The organism is Paenibacillus brasilensis (assembly GCF_009363115.1).
In the GTDB taxonomy this organism is placed as follows: Bacteria; Bacillota; Bacilli; order Paenibacillales; family Paenibacillaceae; genus Paenibacillus; species Paenibacillus brasilensis.
Genome location: NZ_CP045298.1, coordinates 1,535,457 through 1,550,286, shown reverse-complemented (window position 1 = coordinate 1,550,286; position 14,830 = coordinate 1,535,457). Strand labels below are relative to the sequence as shown.

Annotated in this window: 11 protein-coding genes; all 11 read left to right on the top strand. The window is 46.3% G+C overall.

Going from position 1 to position 14,830, the window contains the following annotated elements:
• Window positions 1-306: 306 nt before the first annotated feature.
• Window positions 307-3,852, top strand: a complete 3,546-nt coding sequence (gene rpoB / locus GCU48_RS07415) for a DNA-directed RNA polymerase subunit beta (RefSeq protein ID WP_007432590.1) — start codon at window positions 307-309, stop codon at window positions 3,850-3,852.
• Window positions 3,853-3,991: 139 nt separating this feature from the next.
• A complete protein-coding gene (gene rpoC / locus GCU48_RS07410) occupies window positions 3,992-7,606 on the top strand; it encodes a DNA-directed RNA polymerase subunit beta' (protein ID WP_152379546.1) in 3,615 nt (1,204 codons plus the stop codon).
• 222 nt (window positions 7,607-7,828) lie between these two features.
• Window positions 7,829-8,080, top strand: coding sequence for a ribosomal L7Ae/L30e/S12e/Gadd45 family protein (locus GCU48_RS07405; RefSeq protein WP_007432588.1), 252 nt, complete (start codon window positions 7,829-7,831; stop codon window positions 8,078-8,080).
• A 143-nt stretch (window positions 8,081-8,223) separates the two neighbouring features.
• The gene (rpsL, locus tag GCU48_RS07400) at window positions 8,224-8,646 is read left to right on the top strand and encodes a 30S ribosomal protein S12 (protein ID WP_007432587.1); all 423 of its coding nucleotides are present in this window, start codon (window positions 8,224-8,226) and stop codon (window positions 8,644-8,646) included.
• A 50-nt stretch (window positions 8,647-8,696) separates the two neighbouring features.
• A complete protein-coding gene (gene rpsG, locus GCU48_RS07395) occupies window positions 8,697-9,167 on the top strand; it encodes a 30S ribosomal protein S7 (RefSeq protein ID WP_007432586.1) in 471 nt (156 codons plus the stop codon).
• A gap of 47 nt (window positions 9,168-9,214) precedes the next feature.
• Window positions 9,215-11,293: an elongation factor G gene (gene fusA / locus GCU48_RS07390; protein ID WP_025715684.1), complete on the top strand. Its 2,079-nt coding sequence runs from the start codon at window positions 9,215-9,217 to the stop codon at window positions 11,291-11,293.
• 94 nt (window positions 11,294-11,387) lie between these two features.
• Window positions 11,388-12,578, top strand: coding sequence for an elongation factor Tu (tuf, locus tag GCU48_RS07385; protein ID WP_007432584.1), 1,191 nt, complete (start codon window positions 11,388-11,390; stop codon window positions 12,576-12,578).
• A 339-nt stretch (window positions 12,579-12,917) separates the two neighbouring features.
• Window positions 12,918-13,226, top strand: coding sequence for a 30S ribosomal protein S10 (rpsJ, locus tag GCU48_RS07380; RefSeq protein ID WP_006676490.1), 309 nt, complete (start codon window positions 12,918-12,920; stop codon window positions 13,224-13,226).
• A gap of 32 nt (window positions 13,227-13,258) precedes the next feature.
• On the top strand, window positions 13,259-13,882 hold the full coding sequence (gene rplC, locus GCU48_RS07375) for a 50S ribosomal protein L3 (RefSeq protein ID WP_010348812.1): 624 nt from the start codon (window positions 13,259-13,261) through the stop codon (window positions 13,880-13,882).
• Window positions 13,883-13,908: 26 nt separating this feature from the next.
• Window positions 13,909-14,532 carry a 50S ribosomal protein L4 gene (rplD, locus tag GCU48_RS07370; protein ID WP_152379545.1) on the top strand — a complete coding sequence of 208 codons (624 nt, stop codon included), beginning with the start codon at window positions 13,909-13,911 and terminating at the stop codon, window positions 14,530-14,532.
• Window positions 14,532-14,822 (top strand): 50S ribosomal protein L23, encoded by a 291-nt coding sequence (rplW, locus tag GCU48_RS07365; RefSeq protein WP_007432581.1) that lies wholly within the window; start codon window positions 14,532-14,534, stop codon window positions 14,820-14,822. Before rplD ends, rplW begins: the two co-directional genes overlap by 1 nt.
• Window positions 14,823-14,830 lie beyond the last annotated feature (8 nt).

Below are 14,830 nucleotides of genomic sequence, written 5' to 3'. Positions count from 1 at the left end.
AAAATGTCAGTATTAGGATGCCCTCCATGGCTTTAGTTTGTTGAAATGTCAATAGGTTTATGCGTAGAAGGGTATAGTATGTATCTCTATTACGTATAATATAATCATTTTGGGCAAATCTACAAGTGATGAAGATCTTCCGGCAAGAGGATTCTGCAGATACGTCGCTCTTTTTTCGAATGCATTCGAGTAAGGGCTTTTCTGTATTTGTAAGATCGAATCTTCTGTATGTGTCTTATTATAAGGTCACAAACAGAGGTTCGCAATGTATTTTTAAAGTGAGTAGACATGAGGGGTGAGTTTAAGTTGGCAGGACATCTTGTTCAATATGGTCGACGCACTCGGCGCAGTTATGCACGTATTAATGAGGTACTCGAGGTTCCGAACCTGATTGAAATCCAACAAAAATCCTATGATTGGTTTTTGGAGGAAGGATTACGGGAGATGTTTCGGGATATTTCACCGATTCAGGATTTCACAGGAAACCTGATTTTGGAATTTATCGATTACTCTCTCGGAGAACCTAAATATACCGTTGACGACGCAAAGGAACGCGACGTAACGTATGCAGCACCGCTTCGGGTAAAAGTCCGGCTTATTAATAAAGAAACCGGGGAAGTGAAAGAGCAGGAAGTATTCATGGGAGACTTCCCGCTGATGACTGAAACGGGTACGTTTATTATTAACGGTGCGGAACGGGTTATTGTCAGCCAGTTGGTTCGCTCTCCCAGCGTCTATTTCAGCACAAAAGTCGACAAGAATGCGAAAACAACATACACCGCAACGGTAATTCCTAACCGGGGGGCTTGGCTCGAACTGGAGATGGATGCGAAGGACATTATCTATGTCCGGATTGACCGTACCCGTAAAATTCCGGTTACGGTGTTGCTGCGTGCGCTAGGCTTCGGCACTGATGCTGAGATTTTGGATTTGCTCGGCAATGACGAATATATCCGTAACACGCTTGATAAAGACAATACCGACTCTACCGAGAAAGCGCTGATTGAGATTTATGAGCGTCTTCGTCCGGGTGAGCCACCTACACTGGATAATGCAAAGAGCTTGCTCGTTGCACGCTTCTTTGATCCAAAACGTTATGATCTGGCCAACGTAGGCCGTTACAAAATCAATAAAAAGCTGCACATCAAAAACCGTCTGTTCAATCAACGGCTTGCTGAGACCCTGATTGATACGACAACTGGTGAAATCATCGCTGAGGCAGGGCAAATGGTGGATCGCCGCCTGTTGGACGAAATTTTGGCTCAACTGGAAGAATCGGTTGGACACCGTACGTATCATGTTGCTAGTGGCGTACTGGAGAGCAATGATATTCCACTGCAAACGATTGATGTATTCTCACCAATTGAGGATGGTAAAGTTGTAAAACTGATTGCTAACGGAAATATTGATAAATCGGTTAAGAATATTACGCCTGCCGATATTATTTCCTCCATCAGTTATTTTATTAACTTGCTTCACGGAATCGGAAGCACAGACGATATTGACCACTTGGGTAACCGTCGTTTGCGTTCTGTAGGTGAATTGCTCCAGAACCAGTTCCGCATCGGTTTGTCCCGTATGGAACGTGTGGTTCGCGAAAGAATGTCGATCCAGGATGCCAATGTAATTACGCCACAGGCGCTGATTAACATACGTCCGGTAATCGCCTCGATTAAAGAGTTCTTTGGTAGCTCCCAGTTGTCTCAGTTCATGGATCAGACGAACCCGCTTGCTGAATTGACACACAAACGTCGTTTGTCCGCTCTCGGACCTGGTGGTTTGACACGTGAGCGCGCGGGCATGGAGGTACGTGACGTCCATCCGAGTCACTACGGCCGTATGTGTCCTATCGAGACACCGGAGGGACCGAACATTGGTTTGATTAACTCCTTGTCTACCTTTGCGCGAATCAACGAGTACGGATTTATCGAAGCTCCTTATCGTTGGGTAGATCCGAAAACCGGAAAAGTTACAGATCAGATTGATTACCTGACTGCTGATGAGGAAGATAACTACATCGTAGCTCAGGCAAATGCGGAATTGACTGAGGAAAACACCTTTAAGGATGAAGTCGTTATTGTCCGCTATAACAAGCAATCTGATAACATTATTCCAATGGCGAGTAGCCGTGTTGATTACATGGACGTATCGCCTAAACAGGTCGTATCGGTCGCAACTGCACTGATTCCGTTCCTAGAGAACGATGACTCTAACCGCGCATTGATGGGTTCCAACATGCAGCGGCAGGCTGTCCCGCTTCTGATTCCCAAGGCTCCTTTGGTTGGAACAGGAATGGAGCATAAGTCTGCAAAGGATTCCGGTGTTTGCGTTGTGTCCAAGTACAACGGGGTAATCGAACGTTCTTCGGCTAATGAAATTTGGCTGCGTCGTATTGAAACTGTAGACGGCGCTGAAGTAAAAGGCGACATTGTTAAGTATAAATTACACAAATTTATGCGTTCTAACCAAGGAACATGCATCAACCAGCGTCCGATTGTTAACAGAGGTGATATTGTCAAAGTTGGCGATATTCTTGCAGATGGTCCTTCCACAGAGATGGGCGAGCTGGCATTGGGACGTAACGTTGTCGTGGCCTTCATGACTTGGGAAGGTTACAACTACGAGGATGCGATCCTGCTGAGTGAGAAGCTGGTCAAGGAGGATGTATACACCTCGATCCATATCGAGGAGTACGAATCTGAGGCTCGTGATACGAAGCTTGGACCTGAAGAAATTACTCGTGATATTCCGAATGTTGGTGAAGAAGCGCTTCGTAATCTGGATGAGCGCGGCATCATTCGCATTGGTGCTGAAATCGCCGCAGGTGACATTCTCGTTGGTAAAGTAACACCTAAGGGTGTGACTGAGCTGACAGCCGAAGAGCGTCTCTTGCATGCGATCTTTGGTGAGAAGGCACGCGAGGTTCGCGATACTTCCTTGCGAGTTCCTCACGGAACTGACGGGATCGTTGTAGATGTTAAAGTATTTACACGTGAAAATGGCGATGAGCTGCCACCAGGTGTGAACCAGCTGGTACGCGTGTACATTGCTCAAAAACGTAAAATCTCCGAAGGCGATAAAATGGCTGGACGTCACGGTAACAAGGGTGTCGTTGCCCGTATCTTGCCTGAGGAAGATATGCCATTCCTGCCGGATGGTACACCAGTACAGGTTGTTCTGAACCCGCTGGGCGTACCTTCACGGATGAACATCGGACAGGTGCTTGAGGTCCATCTGGGTATGGCTGCAATGCGTCTTGGTATTCATGTGGCTACGCCAGTATTTGATGGTGCCAAGGAGTATGACGTGTTCGATACGATGGAAGAAGCAGGCATGCAGCGTAATGGTAAGACTGTGTTGTATGATGGACGTACAGGCGATCGTTTTGAACGTGAAGTTACTGTCGGTGTCATGCACATGATTAAACTTGCGCACATGGTTGACGATAAAATTCATGCCCGCTCTACGGGTCCTTACTCTCTCGTTACGCAACAACCATTGGGCGGTAAAGCTCAATTCGGTGGTCAGCGTTTCGGGGAGATGGAAGTATGGGCGCTGGAAGCCTACGGCGCGGCGTACACGCTTCAGGAAATTTTAACTGTGAAATCCGATGATGTGGTTGGACGTGTTAAAACTTACGAATCCATCGTCAAAGGTGAAAATGTCCCTGAACCGGGTGTTCCTGAATCATTTAAGGTCTTGATCAAAGAGCTGCAAAGCTTGGGTATGGACGTGAAGATTCTGTCCGAAGACGAACAAGAGATCGAAATGAGAGAGCTTGATGACGAGGATGATACAACCGGCGATAAGCTGAGTTTGAATCTGGAAGGCTCTGAGGTTGGCGTAGAGTAGTTGGATCGCTGACTGAATCTATCAGCTTTGTCATATGCCTTGATCCATCCTAGGATGGAATGGGCTTCTTGATACCGCCCGGTGCTGCCGGGCGGTATCAAACCTAAAAACTCAGGATTTGGTTAAGGAGGGTTGCTCCTTGTTGGACGTTAACAATTTCGAATATATGAAAATCGGGCTTGCTTCCCCCGAGAAGATTCGTTCTTGGTCCCGCGGAGAAGTCAAAAAACCGGAGACGATTAACTATCGTACGCTTAAACCGGAAAAAGAAGGACTATTTTGCGAGAAAATTTTTGGACCTACGAAAGATTGGGAATGTCATTGCGGTAAGTACAAACGTGTACGCTATAAAGGCGTTGTCTGTGACCGTTGTGGTGTAGAAGTTACCCGCGCTAAGGTTCGTCGTGAGCGCATGGGACATATCGAGTTGGCTGCCCCTGTATCGCACATTTGGTACTTCAAAGGTATTCCAAGCCGTATGGGTCTTGCTCTTGATATGTCTCCAAGATCTCTCGAAGAGATCATTTACTTCGCATCTTATGTTGTAACTGATCCAGGAGATACGCCACTGGAGAAAAAGCAGCTTCTGTCCGAAAAAGAATACCGCAGCTACCGTGAAAAATACGGGTACGGTTTCCAAGCAGGTATGGGGGCCGAAGCGGTTAAAAAGCTTCTTCAAGATTTGGACATCGATAAAGAACTGGAATTCCTGAAGGAAGAGCTGCGTACAGCTCAAGGACAACGTCGTAATCGTGCCATCAAGCGTCTTGAAGTTATTGAGGCGTTCCGTAACTCTGGCAACCAGCCGGATTGGATGATCATGGACGTACTGCCTGTAATTCCTCCTGAGCTTCGTCCAATGGTACAGTTGGATGGCGGACGTTTTGCTACTTCCGATCTAAATGATCTGTATCGCCGTGTTATTAACCGTAATAACCGTCTGAAACGCCTGTTAGATCTGGGTGCGCCAGATATTATCGTGCAAAATGAAAAACGGATGCTGCAGGAAGCTGTTGACGCTCTGATTGATAATGGCCGTCGTGGTCGTCCTGTTACAGGTCCGGGTAACCGTCCTTTGAAATCCCTCAGCCACATGCTGAAAGGTAAACAAGGTCGTTTCCGTCAAAACTTGCTCGGAAAACGTGTTGACTACTCCGGTCGTTCCGTTATCGTAGTAGGTCCGTACTTGAAGATGTACCAATGTGGTTTACCGAAAGAAATGGCGCTGGAACTGTTCAAGCCTTTTGTTATGAAAGAGCTTGTGAACAAAGGTCTGGCACACAACATCAAGAGCGCGAAGCGCAAAGTAGAGCGTGTGAGCGCAGAAGTATGGGATGTGCTCGAAGAAGTAATCAAGGAGCATCCGGTTCTTCTTAACCGTGCCCCTACGCTGCATAGACTCGGTATTCAAGCGTTTGAACCGATCTTGGTTGAAGGTCGTGCGATTCGTTTGCATCCGCTTGTATGTACGGCATACAATGCCGACTTTGACGGTGACCAAATGGCGGTTCACGTTCCGTTGTCTGCGGAAGCTCAGGCAGAGGCTCGTTTGCTCATGCTGGCATCCGGCAACATTTTGAATCCAAAAGACGGCAAGCCTGTTGTTACTCCTTCCCAGGATATGGTTCTTGGTTCGTTCTATTTGACTATGGATAACAAGGAAGAAGAAGGAAGCAATATGATCCTTCGCAACCCGAATGAGGCTATCTCGGCGTACCAGCGTGGTACAGCAGGGCTTCATGCTCGTGTAGCTATTCCGGTTAGAGCTTTGAATAAAACGAGCTTTACAGAGAAACAACAAGATGCAATGCTGATTACAACAGTGGGTAAAATTATCTTTAATGAGATTTTCCCAGCAAGCTTCCCGTACATCAATGACGCTACCCGCGCAAACCTGCTCTACGGTACTGCGGAGGAGTTCTTTGTTTACGAGAAGGGTGTAAATCTTACGGATGCTATTCAAAACGCTCCGCAAGCTAGCGGGGTGGGCAAGGATTACCTTGGTAACATCATCGCCCGTTGTTTTGAAATTTACCATACAACAGAAACAGCTGTAATTCTGGATAAGATCAAGCAGCTTGGCTTTACGTATTCCACTCGTGCGGGTGTAACTGTTGCTGTGGCGGACGTAATTGTGCCAGTGGAAAAACAAGAGATTCTTAAGGGATCTGAGGACAAAGCGCAAGTCGTAACGAATCAGTATCGTCGTGGTCTGATTACGAACGAGGAACGCTATGACCGAATTATCGATATCTGGTCCAAAGCAAAAGATGATATTACTGATGTGCTGATGAAGTCCATGGATCGCTATAACTCCATCATGATGATGGTAGACTCCAAAGCGCGTGGTAACAAATCACAGATTACCCAGCTTGGCGGTATGCGTGGACTGATGGCGAATCCATCCGGTCGTATTATCGAGCTCCCAATTAAATCGAATTTCCGTGAAGGTCTGACAGTACTCGAGTACTTCATCTCCACACACGGAGCGCGTAAAGGTTTGGCGGATACGGCCCTTCGTACGGCTGACTCTGGTTACCTGACTCGTCGTCTCGTTGATGTGGCGCAGGATGTTATTGTGCGCGAAGATGACTGCGGAACGGATAAAGGCTTTACAGTAAGCCGTATCCAGGACGGTAAAGAAGTAATTGAGGACCTGTATGATCGTTTGGAAGGCCGCTATTGCTTTGAAACGGTACGTCATCCGGAGACTGGCGAGATTTTGGCTAGACGTAACGAACTGATTGACTCCAACAAGGCTGAAGCAATTGTTAAAGCTGGTGTAGAGAAGGTTCAAATTCGTTCCGTACTAAGCTGCCGTGCCAAACACGGTGTCTGCAAAAAGTGCTACGGTCGTAATCTGGCTACTGGTAAACACGTTGAGATTGGTGAAGCGGTTGGTATTATCGCGGCGCAATCCATCGGTGAACCGGGGACACAGCTCACCATGCGTACGTTCCACACAGGCGGTGTAGCGGGCGACGATATTACACAAGGTTTGCCTCGTATCCAGGAGCTTTTCGAAGCGCGTAATCCTAAAGGTCAGGCTACCATCAGTGAAATTGACGGTGTAGTTAAAGAAGTTCGTGAAGGTAAAGACCGTCGTGAAATCGACATTCAAGGTGAAGCTGAAACGAAGACTTATTCGGTAACTTATGGTTCACGTCTGCGTGTAAGCGAAGGCATGACCGTTGAAGCCGGGGATGAACTGACGGATGGTTCAATCGACCCTAAAGAAATGCTGCGTATTAAAGGTATTCGCGGGGTACAAAACTATATCCTTCAGGAAGTTCAGCGTGTATACCGAAATCAGGGTGTAGAAATCAACGACAAGCACGTGGAAGTTATGATTCGTCAAATGCTGCGTAAAATCCGTATCATTGATGCGGGTGACACGACGCTGCTTCCAGGCTCCTTTGTTGATGTACATGAGTATGAAAATGCGAATAAGATAGCGATTCTCAGCGGACAAGAGCCAGCGGTAGCTAAACCGGTTCTGCTCGGTATTACCAAGGCGTCTCTGGAAACTGATTCCTTCTTGTCTGCAGCTTCCTTCCAGGAAACTACTCGTGTCCTGACCGATGCTGCTATTAAAGGCAAGGTCGATCAGTTGCTTGGTCTGAAAGAGAATGTAATTATTGGTAAATTGATTCCTGCGGGAACAGGTATGAACCGCTACCGTAGTGTGAAATTTGCCCAGCCGGAAGAGGAACAAACCTCATCTGAGGAACTTGAGCCGATTTCAGCTGATTAATAAAAAACATTAATGGCCCGGAGCATCTTATACCTTGCTGGAGCCTTGCATAAAGGCTTCAGCAGGCGATGTTCCGTTGCTTTTTTCTGAGAATGAACGTGATAGCTTGGATCAAGTGAATTATAGCTGATAATTATCTTGACATTGTTAATAGTCAATGCTAATATAGCAAAGGTGCGTGAGCAGCCTATATGCTATTGGGTCTTTTCGGAGGAATGAGATATGTCTAAAGAACAGGGACTGCAAGATGCTCATGTCAAAATCGGTACCAAACAAACCATTCGTATGGTAGAATTGGGCTTCGCCTCTGAAGTATATGTGGCAGAAGACGCAGATCAGCGTCTCACTTCCAACATCATTGCTTTGTGCAACAAGCAAGGAGTCAAAGTGACTCTCGTAGACACAATGAAAAATCTCGGAGCTGCATGTGGGATTGAAGTGGGGGCCGCAATGGCTGCTATCGTAAAACAATAGGGTAAGGAACGTTTTTGTCTAGGGAATTGTATTCTTGGCGGCAAAGACTTTTCATTTGTTCTTTTATGAACCGCCTGGGTCTGTGGGCTTAGATGAGGTTTGTAAAGCAACAGCAAAAATTGAGGAAGGGGGTGGCAACCAACATGCCAACTATTAACCAACTGGTTCGTAAAGGACGTCAAGCCAAAATCGAGAAATCGAAATCACCGGCTTTGCAAAAAGGTTTTAATGCCTTGAAACGTGAAGCTACCGACATCAGTGCCCCGCAAAAACGCGGAGTGTGCACTCGTGTAGGTACTATGACTCCAAAAAAACCAAACTCCGCACTTCGTAAATATGCTCGTGTTCGTTTGACGAACCGTGTAGAGGTGACTGCTTACATTCCAGGTATTGGACATAACCTTCAAGAACACAGCGTAGTGCTGATTCGTGGCGGTCGTGTAAAAGACCTTCCGGGTGTGCGTTACCATATCGTTCGTGGTGCTTTGGATACTGCAGGCGTAAACAACCGCATGCAAGCTCGTTCCAAATACGGCGCTAAACGCCCTAAAGCTAAAAAATCCTAATGAATATAAACCGCATATGCAGGTTTAACATGTAAGAAAGGGGGATATCCATGCCACGCAAAGGTCCAGTTACCAAAAGAGACGTGTTGCCAGATCCGGTATACAACAGCAAGTTGGTTACCCGCTTGATCAACCGCATCATGCTCGACGGAAAACGAGGCGTTGCTCAAAGCATTCTGTACAATGCGTTCAAGCTTATCCAAGAACGTACGGGGAATGACCCGATGGAAGTTTTTGAAGCAGCTATCAAGAATATCATGCCAGTCCTGGAAGTTAAAGCACGCCGTGTCGGCGGTGCCAACTACCAAGTACCAATCGAGGTAAAACCAGAAAGACGTACGTCCCTGGGATTACGTTGGCTCGTAAATTACTCCCGCAACCGCGGCGAGAAGACTATGGAAGAGCGTTTGGCGGCTGAGATTATCGATGCTTCCAACAACACAGGCGCTTCCGTGAAAAAACGTGAAGACACTCACAAAATGGCTGAAGCGAACAAAGCGTTTGCTCACTATCGTTGGTAGGATTCAGCTCAAAAAAATAACTTCAATTTTGAAGGGAGACCCATTTCATGGCAAGAGAGTTCTCCTTGAAAAATACACGTAATATCGGGATCATGGCTCATATTGACGCGGGTAAAACCACAACAACAGAGCGGATCTTGTTCTACACAGGCCGTACGCACAAAATCGGTGAAGTTCACGAAGGCGCTGCGACAATGGACTGGATGGAACAAGAACAAGAGCGCGGAATCACGATTACTTCCGCTGCGACGACCGCTGCCTGGAAAGGTCACCGCGTCAATATCATCGACACCCCGGGGCACGTTGACTTCACTGTAGAAGTTGAACGTTCCCTTCGTGTATTGGACGGAGCAGTTGGTGTTTTCAGTGCGAAAGAAGGCGTTGAGCCTCAGTCCGAAACCGTATGGAGACAGGCTGATCGCTATGGCGTTCCACGGATCGCATATGTAAACAAAATGGATATCATTGGTGCCGACTTCCTGAATGTTGTCTCTGACATGCGTGATCGCCTTCAGGCGAACGCAGTTGCGATTCAATTGCCAATCGGCGCTGAAAATGACTTTTTAGGTATCATTGATATTGTTGCACAAAAGGCTCATATGTACAAAGATGACCTTGGTCAAGATATCGAAGAAACCGAAATTCCTGCGGAATTCAAAGATCAAGTTGAAGAACTTCGCAACGAATTGATTGAGAAGGTTGCTGAACTGGACGAAGATTTGACTATGAAATACCTGGAAGGCGAAGAGATTACGGTTGAAGAAATTAAAGCCGCTCTCCGCAAAGGTGTTGTAGAAGTTAAAATCTTCCCTGTTATCTGTGGATCTTCTTACCGTAACAAAGGTGTTCAGTTGATGCTGGATGCTGTTGTTGACTACCTGCCAGCTCCTATTGATGTACCAAGTATTCAAGGTCATCTGGAAGATGGAACGGAAGTTGAACGTCATTCTTCTGATGAAGAGCCTTTCTCCGCATTGGCCTTCAAAATTATGACGGATCCTTACGTTGGTAAGTTAACATTCTTCCGCGTATATTCCGGTGTGCTTCAATCCGGTTCATACGTATTGAATGCAACAAAGGGCAAACGTGAACGTATCGGACGTATTCTTCAAATGCATGCGAACAGCCGTCAAGAAATCACTGAAGTTTACTCCGGTGATATTGCGGCAGCCGTAGGTTTGAAAGATACAGGTACAGGTGATACACTGTGTGATGAGAAGAATCCTGTTATTCTTGAGTCCATGAACTTCCCTGATCCGGTTATCGAAATCGCAGTTGAGCCTAAAACCAAAGCTGACCAAGACAAAATGGCAGTTGCACTCGGCAAGTTGACCGAAGAAGATCCAACTCTTCGCGCTTCAACTAACGAAGAAACGGGTCAAACCATCTTGGCAGGTATGGGTGAGCTTCATTTGGACATTATCATTGACCGTATGCGTCGCGAGTTCAAAGTGGAAACCAATGTTGGTAAACCACAGGTAGCATACCGTGAAACATTCCGCGCTCCAGCACGTGTTGAAGGTAAGTTTGTTCGTCAATCCGGTGGTCGTGGTCAGTACGGTCACGTATGGGTTGAGTTCGAACCACTCGAAGCAGGTACTGGTAGCCAGTTTGAAAGCAAGGTTGTCGGTGGTTCTGTTCCAAGAGAATACATCGGACCTGCACTTGCTGGTATTGAAGAGCAAATGAAAAACGGTGTCCTGGCTGGCTTCCCGCTTGTGGACGTTAAAGCTACAATTGTGGATGGATCATACCATGATGTCGATTCCAATGAAATGGCTTTTAAAATTGCCGGCTCAATGGCGCTGAAAGCAGCGAAAGACAAATGTAAACCAGTATTGCTTGAGCCTATTATGAAAGTTGAAGTAACGGTTCCAGAGGAATACATGGGTGACGTAATGGGTATGTTGAACTCCCGTCGTGGTCGGATTGAAGGTATGGATTCCCGTGGTGGTGCCCAAATTATTCGTGCAATGGTTCCATTGTCCGAAATGTTTGGATATTCGACTACACTTCGTTCCGGTACGCAAGGACGCGGTGTGTTCTCCATGGAGCTTCATCATTATGAAGAAGTTCCGAAGAGCATTGCTGAAGAGATTGTTGCCAAAACCAAAGGCGGCGAGTAATACAGTGTATTAGCTGATCGGTATACTCAAGGTTTTTCCAGAAAGTATCCGGCAGCCTAAAAATAAAACAAGTTATTGAGGAGGAATTGTTCAAATGGCAAAGGCTAAGTTTGAACGTAACAAACCGCACGTTAATATCGGTACTATTGGTCACGTCGATCATGGTAAAACAACTTTGACTGCTGCAATCACAACTGTACTTTCCAAAACTTACGGTGGTGCTGCTGTAGCATTCGACCAAATCGATAAAGCTCCAGAAGAGCGCGAACGCGGTATCACAATCTCTACTGCACACGTGGAATATGAAACACCTAACCGTCACTATGCACACGTTGACTGCCCAGGTCACGCCGACTATGTTAAAAACATGATCACTGGCGCTGCACAAATGGACGGAGCGATTCTGGTTGTATCCGCAGCTGATGGCCCAATGCCACAAACTCGCGAACACATCCTGTTGTCCCGCCAAGTAGGCGTTCCTTACATCGTTGTATTCCTGAACAAATGCGACATGGTTGAAGACGAAGAATTGTTGGAACTGGTTGAAATGGAAGTTCGCGACTTGCTGAGCGAGTACGAATTCCCAGGCGACGACACTCCAATCACTCGTGGTTCCGCTCGTGAAGCACTGCAAAACCCAGAAGGCGACTGGGCTAAGAAAATCGTTGAAATGTTCGAAACAATCGACACTTACATCCCAACTCCAGAACGCGACACTGACAAGCCTTTCCTTATGCCTGTCGAGGACGTATTCTCCATCACTGGTCGTGGTACAGTTGCTACAGGCCGTGTAGAGCGTGGTACTGTTAAAGTCGGCGACGAAATCGAAATTATCGGTATTCAAGAAGAATCCCGTAAATCCGTTGTAACAGGTGTTGAAATGTTCCGTAAATTGCTTGACTCTGCTCAAGCTGGTGACAACATCGGCGCACTGCTTCGCGGTGTAGATCGCGCACAAATCGAGCGTGGCCAAGTATTGGCTAAACCGGGTTCTGTTAATCCACATACAGAATTCTCTGCTCAAATCTACGTTTTGACTAAAGAAGAGGGTGGACGTCACAAACCTTTCTTCACTGGATACCGTCCACAGTTCTACTTCCGTACAACTGACGTTACTGGTATCATCACTTTGCCAGAAGGTTCCGAAATGGTAATGCCTGGCGACAACATTACGGTTACTGTTCAACTGATCAGCCCAATCGCAATCGAAGAAGGAACTAAGTTCTCCATTCGTGAAGGTGGCCGTACAGTTGGCGCCGGTGCCGTAGCAACAATCTCTAAATAATAAGGCTGCAAGCCTTGAATATAGTAACATTGTACTGGAACGAGTAACATTGTACTGGAACGAAGCTAAACGAGCCCCTGCACTGGTGCGGGGGCTTTTCTCTTGAATGAAAGGCGAGCTACGGGCGCAATTCTATCTTTTTGAAAATAAGATGCATTGTTTTTTCGTTTTTGCTTGCAATAGGCAGAACTATTAGATATAATAACTAATGTTGTTTGTGACTGTGCGATGATGTGAGAGGTTACTGACACACCCGGCCCCTTTGCCATGGGAGGGCTGTCGGAAAATTTTCACGGAGTATGTCCGATACCAAATTGGGCGATAGAAGGAGGGACTAAAATGGCAAAGCAAAAAATTCGTATTCGTTTGAAAGCTTACGATCACAGAATTCTTGATCAATCCGCTGAGAAAATTGTTGAAACAGCTAAACGTTCGGGCGCTGGTGTATCCGGACCAATTCCGCTGCCAACTGAAAAACAAGTTATTACTATTCTCCGTGCGGTGCACAAGTACAAGGATTCTCGGGAACAATTCGAAATGCGCACACACAAGCGTTTGATCGACATTGTTAACCCTACTCCACAAACTGTGGATGCCTTGATGCGCTTGGATCTGCCGTCCGGTGTAGATATCGAAATTAAATTGTAATATGTGATTAGGAAAAGAAAAGAGGTGTCAACATGAAAGGTATCTTAGGAAAAAAACTCGGAATGACTCAAGTGTTTACCCCTGAAGGTAACGTGCTTGCTGTTACGGTTATCGAAGCGGGACCTTGTGTTGTTCTGCAAAAGAAAGATCAGGAAAACGATGGGTACGAAGCGATTCAACTCGGTTTTTCTGATAAAAAAGAAAAAAGATCCAATAAACCTGAAGCAGGACATGCGAAAAAAGCAAATACTGCACCTAAGCGCTACGTTCGTGAACTTCGTGGCATCGACCTTGCTGCGTACGAGGTTGGCCAAGAACTGAAGGCTGATGTCTTCACAGAAGGCGAATTCGTTGACGTAACAGGTATTTCTAAAGGTAAAGGTTTTGCTGGCGTTATCAAACGTTGGGGACAAAGCCGCGGACCAATGGCGCACGGCTCGCGTTACCACAGAGGTCCAGGTTCCATGGGCTCCATCCAAGCTAACCGCGTTCCTAAAGGCAAACACCTGCCAGGACATATGGGTAATGAAACAGTAACGATTCAACGTCTTGAAGTTGTTAAAGTCGATACAGAACGTAATGTATTGCTCGTGAAAGGTTCTATTCCAGGACCTAAAAATAGCTTCGTTAAAGTATTAGAAACGGTGAAAAAATAAACAACTGAAGAAAGGAGGAACACGAAATGCCAAAAGTAGCACTTTTAAATATTAGCGGCAGCCAAGTAGGCGAAATTGAATTGAACGATGCTGTATTCGGTATCGAACCGAATAAACACGTTCTTCATGATGCTGTTGTTATGCAATTGGCTTCCCTGCGTCAAGGTACTCACAAAGTAAAAGGACGGTCTGAAGTACGTGGCGGCGGACGTAAACCTTGGAAACAAAAGGGTACTGGTCGCGCTCGTCAAGGTTCGATCCGTGCACCGCAATGGGTTGGTGGCGGTACTGTATTTGGTCCGACTCCACGCAGCTATGCTTACAAATTGCCTAAAAAAGTTCGTCGTCTGGCGATCAAATCGGCATTGTCATCCAAAGTGATTGAGAATGAAATCATCGTATTGGACGCTCTTACACTGAACGGACCTAAAACGAAAGAATTCGCAGCCATTTTGAATAACCTTAAAGCTGATCGTAAAGCATTGATCGTAGCTCCTAGCTATGATGATAATGTAGCACTGTCCGCTCGTAATATTCCTGGTGTGAAGTTTGTATCCGCAGACGGCATTAATGTTCTTGACGTGCTTGGACACGACAAACTGATCATTACGAAGGAAGCAGTTCAGAAGGTAGAGGAGGTGCTCGCGTAATGAAGGATCCTCGTGATATTATCAAACGTCCGGTTATCACCGAACGTACGGCTGGTATGATGAATGACTTGAAATACGTTTTCGAGGTTGACATTCGTTCTAACAAAGTCGAAATTAAAAAAGCAATCGAAGCGATCTTTAACGTGAAAGTAAGTAACGTAAATACGCTTCGTGTTCCTGCAAAACCAAAACGCTACGGACGTCATTCCGGCTATACGAGCGAGTGGAAAAAAGCGTTCGTAACGCTGAGCAAAGACAGTAAGCCGCTTGAGTTTTTTGAAACGGTATAATTGAAACT

Excerpts from the sequence above, each read along its gene's own strand:
- rpsJ (WP_006676490.1), top strand. The coding sequence starts at position 12,918 with ATGGCAAAGCAAAAAATTCGTATTCGTTTGAAAGCTTACGATCACAGA.
- tuf (WP_007432584.1), top strand. The coding sequence starts at position 11,388 with ATGGCAAAGGCTAAGTTTGAACGTAACAAACCGCACGTTAATATCGGT.
- rplW (WP_007432581.1), top strand. The coding sequence starts at position 14,532 with ATGAAGGATCCTCGTGATATTATCAAACGTCCGGTTATCACCGAACGT.
- fusA (WP_025715684.1), top strand. The coding sequence starts at position 9,215 with ATGGCAAGAGAGTTCTCCTTGAAAAATACACGTAATATCGGGATCATG.
- rpsL (WP_007432587.1), top strand. The coding sequence starts at position 8,224 with ATGCCAACTATTAACCAACTGGTTCGTAAAGGACGTCAAGCCAAAATC.
- rpsG (WP_007432586.1), top strand. The coding sequence starts at position 8,697 with ATGCCACGCAAAGGTCCAGTTACCAAAAGAGACGTGTTGCCAGATCCG.
- GCU48_RS07405 (WP_007432588.1), top strand. The coding sequence starts at position 7,829 with ATGTCTAAAGAACAGGGACTGCAAGATGCTCATGTCAAAATCGGTACC.
- rplC (WP_010348812.1), top strand. The coding sequence starts at position 13,259 with ATGAAAGGTATCTTAGGAAAAAAACTCGGAATGACTCAAGTGTTTACC.
- rplD (WP_152379545.1), top strand. The coding sequence starts at position 13,909 with ATGCCAAAAGTAGCACTTTTAAATATTAGCGGCAGCCAAGTAGGCGAA.